Origin of the sequence: Acinetobacter brisouioides (genome assembly GCF_004331075.1) — a bacterium.
Lineage (GTDB): Bacteria > Pseudomonadota > Gammaproteobacteria > Pseudomonadales > Moraxellaceae > Acinetobacter.
Genome location: NZ_SJNX01000005.1, coordinates 245,717 through 263,793, shown reverse-complemented (window position 1 = coordinate 263,793; position 18,077 = coordinate 245,717). Strand labels below are relative to the sequence as shown.

At 42.8% G+C, this 18,077-nt stretch carries 20 protein-coding genes, 1 rRNA gene and 1 pseudogene; 9 read left to right on the top strand and 13 right to left on the bottom strand.

Features of this window, described 5'->3' with window-relative positions; translation table 11 throughout:
- Together rrf and E0H77_RS08815 are read left to right on the top strand one after the other, a co-directional pair.
- Nucleotides 1-72: ribosomal RNA gene (gene rrf / locus E0H77_RS14090) — 5S ribosomal RNA — on the top strand; the annotation flags it as partial.
- A gap of 218 nt (nucleotides 73-290) precedes the next feature.
- Nucleotides 291-611 (top strand): cupin domain-containing protein, encoded by a 321-nt coding sequence (locus E0H77_RS08815; RefSeq protein WP_131377070.1) that lies wholly within the window; start codon nucleotides 291-293, stop codon nucleotides 609-611.
- Between the two features lie 176 nt (nucleotides 612-787).
- On the opposite strand, the pseudogene E0H77_RS08810 reads toward E0H77_RS08815, so the two are convergent.
- Nucleotides 788-2,169 (bottom strand): annotated as a pseudogene (locus E0H77_RS08810) (dihydrolipoyl dehydrogenase).
- Between the two features lie 272 nt (nucleotides 2,170-2,441).
- On the bottom strand, nucleotides 2,442-2,777 hold the full coding sequence (locus E0H77_RS08805; protein WP_131377067.1) for a protein tyrosine phosphatase family protein: 336 nt from the start codon (nucleotides 2,775-2,777) through the stop codon (nucleotides 2,442-2,444).
- 202 nt (nucleotides 2,778-2,979) lie between these two features.
- Here E0H77_RS08805 and trxC point away from each other — a divergent pair, with 202 nt between their 5' ends.
- Entirely contained in the window at nucleotides 2,980-3,405 is a 426-nt protein-coding gene (gene trxC / locus E0H77_RS08800) for a thioredoxin TrxC (protein WP_131377064.1), read from the top strand.
- A 63-nt stretch (nucleotides 3,406-3,468) separates the two neighbouring features.
- Nucleotides 3,469-3,837, top strand: coding sequence for an acyl-CoA thioesterase (locus E0H77_RS08795; RefSeq protein ID WP_413773086.1), 369 nt, complete (start codon nucleotides 3,469-3,471; stop codon nucleotides 3,835-3,837).
- Nucleotides 3,838-3,896: 59 nt separating this feature from the next.
- On the opposite strand, the gene E0H77_RS08790 is transcribed toward E0H77_RS08795, so the two are convergent.
- A complete protein-coding gene (locus E0H77_RS08790) occupies nucleotides 3,897-4,385 on the bottom strand; it encodes a YajQ family cyclic di-GMP-binding protein (RefSeq protein ID WP_131377061.1) in 489 nt (162 codons plus the stop codon).
- Between the two features lie 90 nt (nucleotides 4,386-4,475).
- On the opposite strand from E0H77_RS08790, the gene E0H77_RS08785 reads away from it, so the two are divergent.
- The gene (locus E0H77_RS08785) at nucleotides 4,476-4,787 is read left to right on the top strand and encodes a rhodanese-like domain-containing protein (RefSeq protein ID WP_131314888.1); all 312 of its coding nucleotides are present in this window, start codon (nucleotides 4,476-4,478) and stop codon (nucleotides 4,785-4,787) included.
- 62 nt (nucleotides 4,788-4,849) lie between these two features.
- Here the strand turns inward: E0H77_RS08785 and mnmC are convergent, their stop codons facing one another.
- The 4 genes from mnmC to E0H77_RS08765 are packed head-to-tail and all read right to left on the bottom strand — an operon-like array spanning nucleotide 4,850 to nucleotide 8,180.
- The gene (mnmC, locus tag E0H77_RS08780; protein WP_131377058.1) at nucleotides 4,850-6,727 is read right to left on the bottom strand and encodes a bifunctional tRNA (5-methylaminomethyl-2-thiouridine)(34)-methyltransferase MnmC2/FAD-dependent 5-carboxymethylaminomethyl-2-thiouridine(34) oxidoreductase MnmC1; all 1,878 of its coding nucleotides are present in this window, start codon (nucleotides 6,725-6,727) and stop codon (nucleotides 4,850-4,852) included.
- Nucleotides 6,728-6,744: 17 nt separating this feature from the next.
- A complete protein-coding gene (locus E0H77_RS08775) occupies nucleotides 6,745-7,245 on the bottom strand; it encodes an SH3 domain-containing protein (RefSeq protein WP_131377055.1) in 501 nt (166 codons plus the stop codon).
- A gap of 4 nt (nucleotides 7,246-7,249) precedes the next feature.
- A complete protein-coding gene (locus E0H77_RS08770; RefSeq protein ID WP_131314885.1) occupies nucleotides 7,250-7,552 on the bottom strand; it encodes a YciI family protein in 303 nt (100 codons plus the stop codon).
- A gap of 13 nt (nucleotides 7,553-7,565) precedes the next feature.
- Complete coding sequence (locus E0H77_RS08765; protein WP_131377052.1) at nucleotides 7,566-8,180, bottom strand: septation protein IspZ; 615 nt, start codon at nucleotides 8,178-8,180, stop codon at nucleotides 7,566-7,568.
- A gap of 44 nt (nucleotides 8,181-8,224) precedes the next feature.
- Between E0H77_RS08765 and E0H77_RS08760 the strand changes: the two genes are divergently transcribed.
- Nucleotides 8,225-9,076, top strand: a complete 852-nt coding sequence (locus tag E0H77_RS08760) for a PHP domain-containing protein (protein ID WP_131377049.1) — start codon at nucleotides 8,225-8,227, stop codon at nucleotides 9,074-9,076.
- Nucleotides 9,077-9,231: 155 nt separating this feature from the next.
- Here E0H77_RS08760 and E0H77_RS08755 read toward each other — a convergent pair whose 3' ends face one another.
- The 3 genes from E0H77_RS08755 to radC all read right to left on the bottom strand — a co-directional run bounded on the left by E0H77_RS08755 (nucleotide 9,232) and on the right by radC (nucleotide 11,635).
- Nucleotides 9,232-9,855, bottom strand: coding sequence for a glutathione S-transferase family protein (locus E0H77_RS08755; protein WP_131377046.1), 624 nt, complete (start codon nucleotides 9,853-9,855; stop codon nucleotides 9,232-9,234).
- Between the two features lie 147 nt (nucleotides 9,856-10,002).
- Nucleotides 10,003-10,914 carry a bestrophin family protein gene (locus E0H77_RS08750; protein WP_131377043.1) on the bottom strand — a complete coding sequence of 304 codons (912 nt, stop codon included), beginning with the start codon at nucleotides 10,912-10,914 and terminating at the stop codon, nucleotides 10,003-10,005.
- Nucleotides 10,915-10,924: 10 nt separating this feature from the next.
- Nucleotides 10,925-11,635, bottom strand: a complete 711-nt coding sequence (radC, locus tag E0H77_RS08745) for a RadC family protein (RefSeq protein WP_228258309.1) — start codon at nucleotides 11,633-11,635, stop codon at nucleotides 10,925-10,927.
- A 102-nt stretch (nucleotides 11,636-11,737) separates the two neighbouring features.
- Between radC and coaBC the strand changes: the two genes are divergently transcribed.
- The gene (gene coaBC / locus E0H77_RS08740; RefSeq protein ID WP_131377037.1) at nucleotides 11,738-12,988 is read left to right on the top strand and encodes a bifunctional phosphopantothenoylcysteine decarboxylase/phosphopantothenate--cysteine ligase CoaBC; all 1,251 of its coding nucleotides are present in this window, start codon (nucleotides 11,738-11,740) and stop codon (nucleotides 12,986-12,988) included.
- A gap of 72 nt (nucleotides 12,989-13,060) precedes the next feature.
- Here coaBC and E0H77_RS08735 read toward each other — a convergent pair whose 3' ends face one another.
- The gene (locus tag E0H77_RS08735; RefSeq protein ID WP_131377082.1) at nucleotides 13,061-14,362 is read right to left on the bottom strand and encodes an MATE family efflux transporter; all 1,302 of its coding nucleotides are present in this window, start codon (nucleotides 14,360-14,362) and stop codon (nucleotides 13,061-13,063) included.
- 69 nt (nucleotides 14,363-14,431) lie between these two features.
- Nucleotides 14,432-14,890 carry a DMT family transporter gene (locus E0H77_RS08730; protein ID WP_004903082.1) on the bottom strand — a complete coding sequence of 153 codons (459 nt, stop codon included), beginning with the start codon at nucleotides 14,888-14,890 and terminating at the stop codon, nucleotides 14,432-14,434.
- 158 nt (nucleotides 14,891-15,048) lie between these two features.
- Here E0H77_RS08730 and hemW point away from each other — a divergent pair, with 158 nt between their 5' ends.
- Nucleotides 15,049-16,155 (top strand): radical SAM family heme chaperone HemW, encoded by a 1,107-nt coding sequence (hemW, locus tag E0H77_RS08725; RefSeq protein ID WP_416240508.1) that lies wholly within the window; start codon nucleotides 15,049-15,051, stop codon nucleotides 16,153-16,155.
- 166 nt (nucleotides 16,156-16,321) lie between these two features.
- Here hemW and E0H77_RS08720 read toward each other — a convergent pair whose 3' ends face one another.
- Nucleotides 16,322-16,936, bottom strand: a complete 615-nt coding sequence (locus tag E0H77_RS08720; RefSeq protein ID WP_131377031.1) for a LysE family translocator — start codon at nucleotides 16,934-16,936, stop codon at nucleotides 16,322-16,324.
- 200 nt (nucleotides 16,937-17,136) lie between these two features.
- Between E0H77_RS08720 and E0H77_RS08715 the strand changes: the two genes are divergently transcribed.
- Entirely contained in the window at nucleotides 17,137-18,063 is a 927-nt protein-coding gene (locus E0H77_RS08715) for a Dyp-type peroxidase (RefSeq protein ID WP_131377028.1), read from the top strand.
- Nucleotides 18,064-18,077: the final 14 nt, after the last annotated feature.

The following is an 18,077-nucleotide window of genomic DNA, read 5'->3' as shown; positions in this document are numbered from 1 at the left end:
ACTCAGAAGTGAAACCTCTTAGCGCTGATGGTAGTGTGGGGTTACCCATGTGAGAGTAAGTCATCGCCAGCTCATTATTCTAAAAGCCCCCTGACTCAATAGAGCAGGGGGCTTTTTTTTATTGGGGAAATAAAAATTAAATAATTTTTATCATAACTGAAATATCATTACTCTATATTGTGATTAAAAATAAATCAAAATAGATCAAGAACTTTCCATGGCTATGCTGATCGGTAGCTTTCAACAACCTTAACCCATGCTTCATTCATCACATCATGTAAAGTTTGACTATGAATTCATTAAATATATTTGATTTAATTCCAAAAAATCTAAGTTTAGAAGTATTTGAGGATATTGTTCATTCTTCAACAGTAAGAATTGAGCGTATAGTTTCAAAAGGGCATTGCTCACCCGAGATAGGTTGGTACGATCAGGATGAAAATGAATGGGTCATGATTGTTGAAGGAGAAGCTGTTTTGGAATTCGATGATGGCTCAAAATGTAAGTTGTCTACTGGCGATTACATAAATATTCCTGCCCATGTCAAACATAAGGTGATCTGGACAAATCCAAATCAAATTACTATCTGGCTTGCTGTCTTCTATCTATAAGTCGTAAACAATGACATCAAAAGCCATTTAAGAGGTTACTCTCAACTCTAGTATTAGATTTTCATTGAATTTATATACGAATACATTAAAAAATAAAGAAAGAGAGTCGAAATTTTAAATCAATTAAGCCAATTACTTTTCTGATGACTAAAAATAGCCGAAACGTGAAAAACTCCTTATAGAGCATTTAATTGCCGCTGAGCATGCTTCAATGCAGTTCTTAAACCTTCTTCTAAGGTTGGATGGTAAAACGGCTTTTCTAGAATTTCATCAATTGTGAGCTGTTCGGAAATGATCCAGTTGAGTAAATGCGCTAAATGTTCGGCTGCTTCAACCAGTAATTCTGCACCAAGTAACTGGTGATTTTTGGGATCAACATATATCTCAATCGCTCCCTGGTTTTTGCCCAAAACTAAAGCTCGTGCTTGTTTAGCATAAGAGGCTGCACCAACAATAAAGGGAATATTTTTGTTTGAAGTTCTTTATAGCTTTGTCCCACACTTGCCATTTCAGGAGAACAAAAAACAATATTTAAAGGCGTTAAGGTCTTAATACTCTGAATTTTTGGGTAATTTAAACAATTATGTGCAGCCATTTTACCTTCATGCGCTGCTTCATGTTGTACGGGAGTCGTTGTAGCTGCATCGCCAACAATAAAAATCGGGTAATTGCTAAGCTGTCGGGTTTTTTCATCAATAGGGAGTTGTTTGATATCTTGAAAATTTATTTCAATATTCTCAAGTTGCAGGCTTGGTAATAATGAGCGTCGACCTGTAGCATTTAATAAATAATCCACTCGAAGAGTTTGTGATTGCTGTTGCTGTGTATATTGAATCTCAACCTGCTGGTCAGCATTTAATTGTGCGGTATCTGGTAAGGTTTCAAATAGAATGTTCAGCTCTTTGCTGAGTTCTTGTTGAGCCAGTTGTTGTAGTGTTGGACTGGTTAATTGTCCAACGCGCTTACTACGGGCAAAAACGGTGGTTGTCACACCTAAACGCTGTAGAGCCTGCGCCAGCTCAATGGCAATAATGCCACTTCCCACCACAGCAATCGATTGAGGAAGGGTCTCGAGTTCAAAGATCTGGTCTGAGGTGAGATGGCGTTCGCCTAGCGTGGTTTGCCATGTTGTATTGATATTCGGTGTGGAGCCAACTGCAAGAATAAAACTTTTTGCCTGATAGCGCTGTCCATTCACCTGAACCGTTTGGGAATCTACAAAATGGGCTTGCCCGTTGATTTTATGTGCAGCATTCCAACTGTCGACATCTTTGAGTGTGGCATGTGTAAAACGATCACGTAATTGACGCACATGTGACATGACTTGATCAGTTTGAGCTGTGACAGTTGCTTGAATGGCAACTCGATCTAGATGCTGCGCTGCATGTAGTTGATTGGCGCAGGAAATTAAAACTTTACTGGGCATGCATCCAACACGGGCACACGTTGTATCCCAAGCACCTGCATTAATGATTAACAGGTTTTGTGTGTATTTAATCGCTTCTTTATAGGCACTAATACCTGCTGTGCCAGCACCAATAATAATTAAGTCGTACATGTTGTTATTCTAACGTATAGATTCCTTTATAGAACTATAAAGGATATTCACTTTTTTTCAGGCGGTAGATTGCATTTTTTAACAATACTGCGTTTTAAATGCTTGTGCCAATCATAATACTGGCTCTTGGCTTAGTAGTATCCATACTATTGCAGGCAGTGAGTAATATCAGACAACTTAAGCTGATTACAATCCATTTCATGATCAAAATTCTCCAAATCTGCATTTAAAATACTCCTGTATTGCAAGGTTGCAATACAGGAAAACAGGATTTAATCGTCAAGCAAATCCATTTGTTTTGCAAGTTGGTATAAGTTATTTGAACGGTTACCTGTACGACAGAACATTAAAATCGGTTTTGGTAATTCATTGTAATGATTGGCAAAAGTACGTACATCTAGTTCGGTAATTTGCCCTGCAACAACAGGCTGATAGACATAGTCTAGACCTGCTTGGCGTGCTGCTTCTTCAATTTGTGCACTTGTTGGCTGTTCAGCACCACCTTCTAAATCTGGGCGGTTGTTGACGATAGATTTAAAGCCTTTTTCTACAATTTGTGCAACGTGTTCAGGGGTGATCTGTCCTGCAAAACCGACATTTTCAGTCATGCTTAACTCCAACTGGGTTTGATTTTGATTGGTTTATCATAGCATTAACCTTATTGTGATAGCGCAAACTCTCGCTGTAATTTCATTGTGAAACGGTAAATCTAGTGAAGGTTTGGTGATTTTTTCTTGGGCTAAGTGTTTTAATTTTGATGTTTTACCCTCATTGTTATATCAATATAAAGATAATTGAGGAGATTGACTCATGATCGTGGTATGTCCAAGCTGTTTAGCTAAAAATCGTGTGCCTGAAGAAAAACTGGCAGCACAGCCACATTGTGGTCAGTGTCATCAGGTTTTATTGCCATTGGCGCCGATTGAACTGAATGAGCAAAATTTCAGTACAATTTTACAAAACAGTGATTTGCCAATTTTTATTGATTTATGGGCGGATTGGTGTGGGCCATGTAAGATGATGGCACCACATTTTGCTGAAGTTGCAAAGCGGTATCCCAATGTGATTTTTGCCAAGATTAATACTGAGCAGAATCCACGTTTAAGTCAGGCATTTCATGTTCGCAGTATTCCTACATTAGTTTTGATGAATAAAACCAACGAAATTGGTAGAATAAGCGGAGCATTACGATCTAGCGAATTACAACAATGGCTAGATCAACAACTGATGAAATAGGGAGCTAAAGTGTCAGATTCAAGCATAAAACCAGAAGGAATATTGTCATTACAAACCATTGCTATGCCAGCAGATACGAACTGGAGTGGTGATGTTTTTGGTGGCTGGATTGTTTCACAGATGGATTTGGCGGGGGCGATTCATGCCGAGCGGTTTAGTAAGGGACGCTGTGCTACGATTTCTATTCATGAAATGACTTTTTTAGTGCCCGTGAAAGTCGGTGATGTGGTGAGCTGCTATACCAAGATTCTTAAAGTAGGTAATACCTCAATTCAGATGCAAATCGAAGTCTGGGATAGTCATGACAGTTCGCGTGAGCCAAAGCGCATTACTCAAGGTACATTTACCTTTGTTGCAGTGGATGCGGAAGGGAATAAGCGACAGATTCCAGAAGAAGCAAAACAGAAATTTTTAAGCCAGACAAAAGCTTAAATATGAGATGTTAAAAATCCCCGTAAAATGAACTACGGGGATTTTTTATAGAGCAATGTTTAATCTTTAAAGTTGTTAAACTGTAAAGGCACACCAAACTGTTGTTCACGTAAGTACGTCATGACTTGTTGTAGCGTATCGCGTTTTTTATCAGTGACACGAATTTTATCGCCTTGGATTGAAGATTGCGCTTTAATACCGCTCTCTTTAATAGATTTATTAATTTTTTTTGCAGTATCTGAATCTAGCCCATCTTTGAGTTTGATTACCTGTACGACATTTTTTCCAGACGCTGTAGCTTGTTGTGGATCAAGTGCCTGAACATCAATTTTACGTTTGTAAAAGTGGTTTTCGAGCATACTGTAGACCTGTTCACATTGAAAATCGCTTTCAGTCGAAATTTTAATTTCTTTTGATTTTTCATTAAGTTCAATTGAAACATCGTGACCGCGAAAATCAAAACGTGTTGCAATCTCTTTTTGTGTGTTTTGTATAGCATGATTGACTTCAAATAGCTCAAGTTCAGATACAATATCAAATGATGGCATGTTGAGACCTTTACAAATGGATGAAATATTTGAGATGCTAAGAGGGTTTTCTTCATTTGCCAAGTGTTGTTTATATCAAAGGAGTGCGCAATGATCCGTAAACAAGAAATTACAACATTTGAGTTCCCAGAAGACGCGGTCATTTGGGATGTTCGTGATGCTGCTGCCTATGCAGAGGGTCATATCAAAGGGGCAATCAATCAGCCTATTAATGACTTGAATATCAGTTGCTTAACTCAAGTGGGTGCGGGTCAGCCAATTTATATTCTTTGTGGCGGTGGTAGTAAAGCCCCACGTGCGGCTGAAAAACTGGAAGGTTTTGATAGCGCGCGTGAATATGTGATCCTGATGGGTGGAACACGCGCAGCAAAAGAGGCGGGACTACCAATCGAACAAAATTAAAGCAAATAAAAACCGCACCTTAGCTAAAGGTGCGGTTTAAAGAAAAATAATCATAATAAATTTTACAATTCTTTTTTCTCTTCAGTTTTCATTTCCTTCACAAAATATGGTTTTTTGACTTTTTGTTTTTTGTGAAAGCGTTGTACCTGTAATTTTTGACGTAAATTAATGGGTACAGGACAAGCCTCTCCAAGAATCTCAGCCGCTAGAATCTCAGCACAGAGTGGTGCATATAAAAAGCCTTTTGAGCCTAATCCTGCAAAGCTATACACTTCACGTTCAGCATTAGGCTTGCCCAGCAATGGAAAATAATCCTGACTTTGCGCGCGCACTGAAGCACGCCCTTGCCAACTACTTATCTCTGGTAGTGTTGCGGCATATTCTGGGCTGAGCTGTTGCAATAATTCCAGATTATGCTGATGGTCAGCTTCAAGAACTTCGACATCATCCCGCTGTGGGTGAAACGATGCGCCTAGAATCAGTTCTTGTGCATTGAGCTGCATACAATAGCCACCATAGCTATAAGCTTGATCTGCCGCTAAAGATTGCGATGCATTGTTAACCCAGCTGACTTGCCCACGAATCGGCTTCAGTACAGGATGATTTTCAAAGAACTGTGTGTTGCTAAGCGCACAGCAGACAATCACATGGTCTGCTTCAAGCAATACAGAGTGTTGTTGATCAAGTAATTGAATCAGTGTGTCATGACTCAATGCTGTGATGTGTTGTGGGTGAAAATGAATATTTTTATGTGCCAATATTTCATCACGCAGTTGATGCGGGTACACCGCACCTGCTTGAGTGAGGCAAATACCTTGCAGGGTCGTTGCAAATTCAGCATTTGCTTGCGGAGAAAGCAATCTTTCAGGATATTGGGCAGGCAGTTTTGCCAGTTCACCATTGTTTTTTAAATCAAACTGGCTGACCTGTAACGGGCGAAAGGCTCTAAATTGGGTGTAGTGACGCAGGGCATATTGCCAGCTCACCAACATCAGATGTTCATGGCTTTGTTGAATTGGACAAAGCTTTGGATTGAGCAAGGCTAAAGGGTTGCCTGAGCCACCTGAGAGCGCACCATTGCCATCAAACAGATGTACCTTGTGTCCACGTTGTGCGAACGCCCATGCCGTAGATAAGCCCGCAATCCCTGCACCTAAGACCGCAATGGTTTTTTGAGCAGGTCTAGCTTGTTGCTGAGTCAGATGATCTTCACTTGCCCAAATGCCTTTGAGCATTTCCCGTTTATGCATAAAACCGCGTGGACGGGAAATCTGGATGCCATGCTGTTTTAAGCCACGTTTGAGAATGCCTGCGACACTAAACGAGGAAAAAGTTGTACCGACATCTGAGAGTCGGATAATTTGATCTAATACGTTTTGTTGCCACAGTTCAGGATTACACGAAGGTGCAAAGCCATCTAAAAACCAAGCATTGACCTGCTGAGTTTTTGGTATAACTGGAAACACGTCTTCTGCATCGCCTAGCCATAAATCAAGGCTAAAGCGTTCTTCTGGAAAATTAAGGCGATGGCAGCCTGAAATTGGCAATGGATACTGAGCAATCAGTTGCTCAGCCAAAGGACGCAGCTCTTCCCATGCATTGAGCGCTCGAATCAAATCAGTTTTGGACAGTGGAAATTTTTCGACACTGATAGCATGCAAATGGCTATGATTATCAGGGCGTACCTGCTGCCACAGTTGCCACAAGGCCAGAATATTTAGACCTGTACCAAAACCTGTTTCACCAACACAAAAATATGCATAGTCATCAAGCTGTGCCAGACGTTCAGTTAAATCATTGCCATTGAGAAAAACGTGGCAAGTTTCAAGTAAGCCATTGTCTTTGGAAAAATATACATCGCCAAATTGTTTTGAAATGGGCACATTAATGCCATCGACCTGTTGCCAATCCAGCTCAGCCGTTTCAATTGCACTAAACATGCAAAATTACCTCAGATTTACCACTGACGACGACGTTTGGTATAAATATAACCTGCGAGCAGAAAGCCGATTAACACGCCAACGCCCATGGTCGCTGCACCATACATAAAGATTTGAGCGCTACGTTCACTTTGTAACACCTGAACCTGTACATTCAAATTGTCATTTTTAAGCTGGAGGGCTTGGTTTTGTGCTAACGCATCCAGATTAGCTTTTTCCAATTGCTGCATACGCGTCAATTGGTTTTTGACTAATGCTTTAATGCGGGCATCTTCTTCAGCTTTTTTCTGGGCAATTTGTGCAGGCGTCAGCTCCATAATCGGGGCAGGCTGATTGAGTTTGACAGCCGCAGGCTTGGCTGCGGGCTGTGCAAGTGTAGCAGGTTTTTGTGTTGTCGGTGGGGCTGTTGCTGTTGTACCCGTGGGTGCAGCAGCTTGCGGCTGAGTTGCTGTTTCAACAGCCCATGCTGAAGAACTAAGCAGAAGCAAGCTGAGTAAGCTTGGTACAACAACACGCATGATTTTATCCTTTTGGGAAAACTTGAATGAAAGGTTTAACGTCAACCTGACTATAAACCCCTGCTTTGAGATAAGGCTCTTCTTTCAGCCAGTCATCGAGATCTTCGCGAGAATCGAAATCAACGATCAGGGTGCTGCCATAAAATCCAGCTTGTGGATTGCCTGGCTGTTTTGGCATAGGGCCTGCAATAATCAGACGACCCTCAGCATTGAGCTGTTCAAGGCGAGCCAGATGTGCAGGACGGGATGCGATACGTTGTTCAAGAGTACCTTCATGGTCGGTACAGGATACTACAAATAAAGCCATAATCTTCTCTGATTTACTCTTCTGGAGATTTGAAATGTTTTCGTAATACGACAAACTGGATAATGATAAAAGAAAACATCACAATCATGTCACCAAATGCAGTAAATTCTCCCCAATATTTGCCATGTGCAAATAAAAATGCGAAGAACACATGTAAACCTGACATCACCACAAACATCACCGCCCATGCATAGTTGAGTTTTTTCCATGCCGATGAGGTGAGTTCAAGGATAGGGCCAAACATGCGCTGAATGAGGGTACTACGATCTTTGGTGAAAAATGGAGAGAGTGCAAATGCGCCTGCAAAAACCAGATTTAAAAGCGCGGCTTTGAGACGAATATAAAAGTCATCGCTCAAGAGTAAGGTGACGCCCCCAAAAATCACCGTCATAAACAGCACGATCCATTGTTGTTTATCTAAACGGAATTTCTGGAAAACAAATAACGCACTGTAAACCACTAACATAGAAATAATCAGACCTGTGGTTGCTGCCAGAATATTATTATTGTCGATCCCGCCTGGTGAACCAATCAAAGTAAGTAAAGGGTGATGTTTATCGGTCGGATCAACAGTTTTATATAAGTAAAAGAAAATAATGAGCGGCACAAAGTCTAAAAGTGCTTTCATGTTAGAGTATCTAATCCAGTTTCAAGAATGGCATAGTATAAAATATGCAGGTGATAGATTTACATACACATAGCAATATTTCTGATGGGACTTTGTCACCAGAAGCGCTTTTGGCGTTGGCTGCCGAGCGTAATATTGATGTACTTGCCTTAACCGATCATGATTCTATGCAGGGAATTAAACGGGCTAGACAAGCGGCTGAGCAATATGGCATCTCGTTAATTTCGGGTGTGGAAATTTCTAGCCAGTGGTCACGTCCTGCCACCAAGAAAAGTTATAGTGTGCATATTGTCGCGCTGAATATGCAAAATCCTGAACCTTTAGAATATGTTTTAGAACAGCAGCAGAAAATTCGGGCTGAACGTGCCCAGCGTATTTGTGAAAAATTGCAGCAATTAGTCAAAATTGATTTATATCCTGAAATTTTACTGGAAGTTGAGCAGCAGCCTGATCGGATTACCCGTAGCCATATTGCCAAAGCCTTACTTAAAAATGATGTGGTCAGTCGGTTGCAACAAGCTTTTGACCGCTTTTTAAAAGAAGGTAAGCCTGCTTATGTCAAGTTTGATGGTTTGAGCCTTCAAGATACTGTGCAGTCAATCCATGAAGCACAGGGTTTTGCGGTACTGGCTCATCCGACCCGTTATGATTTGTCTGCGACCAATACTCGATATTTGATTGATTTATTTGCTCAAAGTGCAGGAGATGCCGTTGAGCTTGCACCTGAAATAGACTCACTGTCGACTCGGCAAATGGTTGATCGCATGATTGCGCAAAACAATTTAAAGGTCTCTATCGGCAGTGATTTTCATGGTAAACATATGCCATGGCTCAAGCTTGGACAAGCACCATGTCCAAGACCTGAACAGGTGGGAATTTGGGAGAGTTTTCGTTAAATGGTGTTGATAGAATTCGCTCAAGACCCATTTTATCCTGAGATTAGAAATACTTGAGAGAGGCAGTATTTCTAATTTTAGGATGTATTTAAAATGATGAAAATAAAAAATAATTTATTTTAAATCTATAAGCTGTGAATGATCTATTTTGAAGGCTAATTTTGCCCGTTATTACCCCAACGCAGATAAGCTTCACGCTGGCTGAGTAATTCATAGTAACGTTTTACATGTGGATAATCAGGTTTAGTAAACGGAGTTAAATACCAACGCTGTACCGATAGCCCAATCACAATATCAGCTAAAGAAAAATGCTCGCCTGTGATATAAGCCCCAGTTTTTTCCAGTTGTTGCTCAACCATCTTCATCATTTTGCTCCATGTCTGAATACTCTTTTCCACCAGTTTCGGATCTTGGTGTTCAGGCGAATGGCGAAACAAATTCATCAGGGCATACGTCCAGCTGTTATTCAGCTCAATGCCTTGCCAGTCAATCCACTGATCGATGATGGCACGTTGTTTGGCATCGGTTGGATAAAGGTTTTGCCCTGCATAAGCATTGGCTAAATAGCGAATGATCGAATTGGACTGCCACAGCACCAAATCACCGTCAATGATCACAGGAATCGTGGCATTGGGATTGAGTTTTACAAACTCTGGCGCTTGAGGCGACTGAAAACCACGTCCCCAGTCTTCACGCTCATAGGCAATATTTAATTCATCACAGAGCCAAAGCACTTTGCGGACATTGATCGAGTCGGCTCTGCCTAAAATTTTAATCACAGCATCATTCCCTGAGTGGTTATTGAATTGAAAAAATGCTCAACGATAGGCTTTTTCATCATGACTTCCCCCTCTTTATTTTTTCTCGTAGAGGAAGAAAGGAAAGGGATTTATGCAAAAGCCTAATCTAAGCATTTAATGGTTTTTTTATAGCAAATTATGATTGTCTACTTGAATCGGGGCAGGGATTGGCTTACCCAGTGAACTCAGTAATTCACGTTCGATGAGGCGTACAATTGAGTCCAGTGGTAAGTCGTTGTCTTGTGTACCAAAGGGCTCTTCAAGTTCGGCGCTGAGCATATCCAGCCCCAAAAACAAATACGCCAGAATCCCGACAAACAGCGGTGTCCATAAGCCTAAGATGGATTCCAGACTAAAAGGCAGCAAGAAGCAGAAACAGTACACGGTACGATTCAATAGAACTGAATAAGAAAAGGGCAATGGCGTACTGGCAATCCGATCACAGCCAGCCTGAACATTACCCATATCGACTACATGCATGTTGACCTGTTGGTACAAAATATCGCTAATTTCGCCGTCTTTGAGTGCTTGCATCAGCTCCCATTGAATCAGCCCCAAGGTATATTGGGGGGCATTCAGATGCTGATTGAGCCGTTCTACGGCATGTTCATTTAAGCGGCCTGTTTCAAGTAATTGGGTCGGGTTGGCAGTTTGATGGCGTAAACGGTCACGTAGCATATTGGCAAACACAATGACATGGTGAATGACCCGTTCGCGGCGAGCATGCGATAATACGCGCGTATCGCGATCCATGTGGCGGGCATTGGCAATCAGTGCGCCCCAGAGTTTGCGACCTTCCCACCAGCGGTCATAGCAGGCATTGTTACGAAAGCCCAAAAAGATCGACAGAATTACCCCGAAAATGGTAAAACCAATCGCAGGGACTTGTGGCACATGCAACATGCCATAATAGGTCAGTGTGGCGGTCACTGTTGAAGCTAACATTACTACAGCTAAAGATGGCAGGACTTTAGGCAGGATCGTCCCTCTCCAAGAAAATAACAGGTTAAAAATATTACTTTTATCGCGGATAATCATAAGGTTTCTATCACTTGTTCAGTTCTGAAGGAGAAGGCAAAAGCTGTTGCTCCGCGAAAGAGAATGAACCTGTTGGTGCAATAATGCAATGGTCAAGTAGTTTGATTTCAAGCAGTTGGCAAGCAGCATGAATCTGCTTCGTCAATTCATGATCGGCAGTTGAAGGTTGGGCAAATCCAAAAGGGTGAGTATGTGCAATCACAATATGCACCGCATGCTGTTCAATTGCATGGCGTAACAATTGATTGATGGAAATGCTGCAGTGTTGTAACGAACCAAAAAATAGTTTTTTAAAAGCCAGTTTATGCAGCTCTGTATCCAAATAAAGTACCGCAAACACTTCCTGTTTTTCACCTTGTAGTTCGTAGCGTAAATAGTTCATGACCAATGCCGAGGAGTCGAGAGCTTGCCGTAAAGCATTGTAGGTCTGACTCAGATAACGCCGCCCCAGTTCCTTGACGGCCATAAGCTGCGCATATTTGCTGGAACCAATTCCGTGAAAACCAGACAAATCGGTAAGAGATGCATCAAAGACGGGAGCAAGCCCTTGAAAATGCTGAATCAAGACACGGGCAAGTTCAACCGCTGAATATTGCTGAGAGCCTGAACGTAGAAAAATCGCCAGTAATTCTGCATCGGATACGCTGCTGGCACCTTGGCTTAATAATCGTTCACGTGGGCGTTCCTGTTCAGGCCACGATTTAATGCTAGATAAACTCATATTTTTTAATTCTAAATAAATCGTTGTTGTTTTTCCCATGACTTGGGATTCGTTATATTTAATGCTATTGTGAGCGCCACTGCAACACAAAGGTAGCCCCTCGTGAGCTTTGATGTAAGTGTAATTTCAAGCAAAAACATTCTGTTGGCTGTAACTGGCGGTATCGCTGCATACAAAAGCGCCATTCTGGTTCGCCGTCTAAAAGACTACGGTTTTAATGTCCGTGTGGTGATGACTCATGGCGCGCAAGCGTTTATTACCCCTCTCACTTTTCAGGCACTTTCAGGCAATGTTGTACATACCGAATTGCTCAATCCTGAAGCCGAAGCGGGAATGGGACACATCGAACTGGCACGTTGGGCAGACCTGTTACTGGTTGCGCCTGCCAGTTGTGACACACTGGCCAAGTTTGCACATGGTCTAGCCGATGATTTGCTCAGCACTTTATATCTGGCAACCAAAGCGCCTGTTTGGGTAGTACCTGCCATGAACCAGCAAATGTGGGCAGCTAAAGCCACACAGCGTAATTTGCAGATGCTGGTTGAAGATGGTGTGCATGTGATTATGCCTGCTGCAGGAGCGCAAGCTTGTGGGGATATCGGCTTAGGGCGTATGCCAGAGCCTGAATTTTTGGCAGAACAGGTTAAACTGTATTTTCATCAGACCCAACGTGCAATTGCTGAAAAATTTGGTTTGCTAGCAGGCAAACGTGTGGTGATTACCGCAGGGCCAACCCGCGAAGCGATTGATCCTGTACGTTATATTTCTAATCATAGTACAGGCAAAATGGGCTTTGCCTTAGCCAGTGCCTGTTATGCCGCAGGGGCAAAAGTCACCCTAATTGCAGGCCCTGTGAGCCTCGATACACCAAATGGTGTGGAACGGATTAATGTGCATTCGGCTTTAGAAATGCTGGATCAAAGCTTGCAGCAGCTTGAATATGGCTGTGATATTTTTATTGCGACGGCTGCAGTGGCAGATTATCGTGTGGCGCAGGTTGCCGAGCATAAAATTAAAAAATCGGGCGATGAACTGGATGTTTCACTGATTAAAAATCCCGATATTGTCGCAACGATTGCCCAGCAGCAGAAACGCCCGTTTATGGTGGGCTTTGCCGCAGAAACCCGCAATGTTGAAGAATATGCAGCAGGCAAACTGGTCGCGAAAAAACTGGATATGATCGCTTGTAATGACGTGTCACGTAGCGACATTGGTTTTGCATCTGATGAAAATGCCATGACGGTGTTTTTTGCACAAAAGCATGCATTACCAAAACGTGATCTCGCTAAAGCCAGCAAACAGGAAATCGCACAGCAGTTGGTTGAAGCGATTGCCGATGCTTTAGTGCATTAAGTTTCGACTTCCTCAAGCCATAAAAAACCGCATCTGAAATTGATGCGTTTTTTTATTTCTGTGAAAATAAATTCAGTAGGCTTGTACTTTTAAACGCTGATTCATCCTATACAAACGCCCAAGCAACAGCACACATGCTACTGCCAAACCCACAATCAGGCTAATCCAGATGCCCTGTGGCCCCATATGCTGATAGCGAATCCAGTAAATACTGAGCGGTAATGCCACCACCCAATACGCCAGTAAAGTAATCCACATCGGCGCTTGAGTGTCCTGCATCCCACGCAAACAGCCTGCGGCACTGACTTGCCATGCGTCCATCATTTGATAAGCAATACAGAAAAACAGCAAATACACAGTCACCTGTGCCACGGCAGGATCATTGGTATATAGCGCCGTAATCTGGTTATGAAACAGGGCAATAAAACCCATGGTCAGACATGCCATACCTGTGGCTGTCATTAGCCCAAGTTTTTGCACTTTACGCATGCCTTCCCAGTTTTTTTCGCCATAATACGTCCCAACGCGAATGGTCAGGGCAATCGCTAGTGACATCGGAATCATGAATAATTGTGAAGTCACCGAAATTGCAACCTGATGCGCGGCAATGATGGTATCGCCAAGAGGACTTAAAATAATTGCACCCGTTGAGAAAATACTGACTTCAAAAAATACCGCTAAACCAATAGGAAGACCAAGATTCCAAATCCGTTTGGCGATAGCTTTGTCGAACGCTTCCCAGTGACTGAAAATTTTATGAGTTTGATATTTTTTTGCTTTCCAAATGTAGACTGCCAAAGTGGCCAGCATCAGCCATTGTAAAATCGCGGTGGCGAAACCACAGCCTGCACTGCCTAAATGTGGAATCGGGCCGACTCCATACATAAAAATGTAATCCAGTGGCACCAAAACCACCAGTGACAACAAGCTAATCACAGTCACAGGGCGCGGATAGCCCAATGCTTCAGAATAACAACGCAGTGCCGTATATAAAGTGATCGTAGGCATACCAAAACCAACTGCATGCAAAAACAGGCTGGCTTTGGGCATTAAATCTACAGGAACTTTAAATAACGGTAATAGCAGCGGCATAAACTGGAGCAGTAACATGGCTAAAATGCCGAGTAGTCCTGCGACCCATAAAGATTGACGCACAATATGCGGAATTTGGTGCTCTTGCCGAGCGCCCAGTGCTTCAGCCACCAATGGGGTTGTTGCCAGTACAATGCCTGTAAACATCAGCATCACAGGAATCCAGATCCCGACACCAACGGCAATCGCAGCCAAATCGCTTGCGGACAAATGCCCCGCCATAATGGTATCAATTAACCCTAAACCCGCTTGGGCAAACTGGGTAATCAGAATGGGAATCATAAGACTAAACAGGCGTCTGAGTTCCACGCCTGTCGAAGGAGTTTTTAGCACTGAAAATACTCAAATAAATTAGCGTTGTAGAGTAAGTAATACACCAACAAAAATTGCGACGGCTCCGCAAACACGTTGCCAAGAGATCGGGACACGCTCATTACCAAACCACGCAAAGTGATCCAGTAATATTGACATACTGATTTGACCAAACAGTACCAAACCAGAAAAGGTCAAAAAGCCCAGTTTAGGGGCAGTATAAATGCTCATGCTGATGGCATAAACCCCCAAACAGCCACCAAACCACAAATACCACGGTAACAGGCTCAAGGTCTGCCATTGCGGATAACTCTTGGTAAAAAATAGCACTAACAGTAATAAAGTCAGTGTCCCGACACTAAAGGAAATCAGAGCAGCATGCAGCGCCGAGGTTAAATGTTCGCGTAAGGCACTGTTAATCGCCGTTTGAAAAGTCATGGCAATGCCCACACCAAAGGCAAGCGGACACAACCATAACAGGTGGACTGTAAGTTTCACGGCTGATCCTTGCTGTTGTTATTTTCAGTTCAGTGTAGCATTGCCCAGCGGCTTTTATGCGTCAGACATGCTAAAATCTACGATGGTTTTTCTTATTTTAGGCTGAGTTCTTGAGCTTGTTTAATCCGCAAAATATTCCGCTTTCGCTGTACATTCATATGCCGTGGTGTGTGCGTAAATGCCCATACTGTGACTTCAATTCGCATGCTGTACCCGATGGCAAATTGTCACTGGATTTGGAACAGGAATATCTACAGGCGCTGGTTGCAGACTTTGATACGCAGATTGAATGGGCACAGGGGCGCGAGATTCAGAGTGTGTTTATTGGTGGCGGAACGCCGTCACTGATTTCGGCGGCAGGCTATCAATGGTTATTTAGCGAATTAAAACAACGGCTGAATTTTTCGGCTGACTGTGAAATTACCTTGGAAGCCAATCCAGGTACACTAGAGCATCAGCCTTTTGTCGATTATTTACAGGCAGGCATTAACCGTCTGTCGATTGGTGTACAGAGTTTTGACAACGAACATTTGCAGCGTTTAGGGCGTATTCATAGCGGTGACAATGCCCAAAAAGCCATTCAGCAGGCACGGCAGGCGGGCTTTGAACGGGTCAATGTCGACCTGATGCACGGTTTGCCACAGCAAGCCCTTGAGCAAGCCTTACAGGATTTGCGTTTGGCGGTGGAATGCGGGGCAACCCATGTGTCTTGGTATCAGCTCACCATTGAGCCAAATACAGTATTTTTCCGTACTCAGCCACTTTTACCCGATGAAGATGTATTGCTTGAGATCCAGCAGCAAGGTGAAGCGTATTTAAAAGCACAAGGCTTTATCAATTATGAAGTGTCGGCATGGCGTAAAGAATTGCCTTCCCGACATAACCTGAACTACTGGCAGTTTGGGGATTATTTGGCAATTGGGGCAGGGGCACACGGTAAAGTCACGCAGCCCGATGGCATTTACCGTTTCCAAAAAAGCCGCTTACCGAAAGACTACTTGGCCAAAGTGCCTGCACCTGCATTGCAGTGGCAACGCATTGATGATGAAGATCTGCCTTTTGAATTTATGATGAATGCACTGCGTTTAAATGAAGGCGTACCGAGTGAGTTTTATCAGCAGCGTACAGGCTTGCCATTTTCCAGTGTTGCGGTAAGTGTTGACAACTTACAGCAACAACAACTTTTGATCGAAGATGTTGAGCGGCTGGCTTGTACTGAAAAAGGGCATTTATTTTTAAATAGTGTGCTAGAAGAGTTTTTATAAATTCTAGAATCAATCAAGAAAGTATGAAGTATTTGATAAGAATGAAAAATTATCAAGATCTTATCTTGGTGAATTGATATGAGATGAATTCAATCGTAATTTTCGTAACTGAACTGATATTCAACACGATACAGGGGCAAAATGCCCCTTTATTGTATTTAATGTTTTAGCGTTTGCTGAATGCCAGTTTCAGCGCAAACAAGACAAAAACAGCACCCGTAATACGGTCAATACTCTGTACGATTTTCGGCTGTTTCAAATATTTGGCAAAAGGCTGTGAACCGATAATCAGGAAAGCTGACCAGATCAGCGTCAGTACAATATGAATCAGTACCAGAAGCATAATCCACATGGTTGCGGCATGCTGATCAGGCACAAACTGCGGTAAAAATGAAATATAGAAAATTCCGACTTTCGGATTGAGCAAATTACTCAGACAGCCTTTGAGTAACCAGTTTTGCTGCGGAGTTGTACCTTGCTCCAAATTGCCCAAGTGCTGACGCGGGTTGCGCAGCATTTGTACCCCGAGCCAAGCCAGATATATCGCCCCTGTCCATTTTAGCAAGGTGAAAGCTAGCACTGAACTACTCAGCAAGGCACCGAGTCCACAGGCAACCACCAGTCCCCAAACCAAACACCCCAAATTAATTCCAATCGCTGCTTGTAAAGCTTTTTGACGACCTTCCACTGTCGCTGTACGCAAAATTAGCGTGGTGTCCAGCCCGGGGGTAATTGTCAGTAAAGTAATCGCAATCAGATAAGAAATCAGCAGGGTAGTCACAAAGTTGTGTGTCCTTTATTTTGGGGAAAATGATCGTGACTCTGATTTTAACTGGATTGAACAAAATCGCAATCCTGTGGCAACTCATGGAAGGTGACTGTTTAGCGCAAAAAATATTATCAAAAATAGGCTATTAAGCAGGGAATGCTTTGGGCAGAATGATTCGAGCAATAAATTACAATAGCATTTAGGAGCTTTTCATGACTGCTCAATCCGTAATTCTGCCATTACCTTCAGATCATGCGCGTTTTCTTGTGGTTCGTTTGAACCAGCTCAGTCTTTATGATTTAAAAAAACAACTAGAGAAATTTTTCTCAGAACGAGATCGGCTGATCACCCAACATCCGAATGAACAAATCAAAACAGCAGTGGCTTTTGGCCCTGAACTTTGGCATCAGTTACATGGCACTACACCTGCGGGTTTTAACCAACTTGATCCACAAGCGGGTGCGTTTAACATGCCTGTGCAGCCTGCTGATGTGTTGATTCATATTGCCAGTCAGCGTACCGATATCTGTTTTTCGTTGAGTCAAACCTTCTTTAATGGCATTCAGGACAAAGTGGAAGTCCTAGATGAACGCGCTTGCTTTCGTTATCTCGATGGGCGTGATTTAACAGGTTTTATCGATGGCACAGAAAACCCGCAATTTAGCGATAACCGCGAAGAAACCGCATTACTCGGGGCAGAAGCGGGTGAATTTGCAGGGGGAAGTTTTGTCTTTGCCCAGCGTTATGTACATGATCTGGATAAATGGCGCCGTTTAAAAGTCGATGTTCAGGAACAGGTGATCGGGCGAACCAAGCTTGAGTCGATTGAACTGGATGATGAAGCTAAACCTGAAAATGCTCATATTGCCCGTACTGTGGTTGAGGATGATGAAGGTGAGGAACTTGAGATCTTGCGTCACAGTCTACCGTATGGCGATGGGCATGGTGATCAGGGGCTATTTTTTATTGCCTATACCAAAGATTTGACTCGTATTGATCGGATGTTGCAGCGTATGTTTGGAACCAGTGGTGATGGAATTCATGACCGCTTATTGCATTTTGTGGCTGCGGTGGACGGTGCTTATTATTTTGCGCCATCAGAGCGGTTACTGGAACAAGTACTCGATTTAGACGATTAAAGTGATCCAATAAA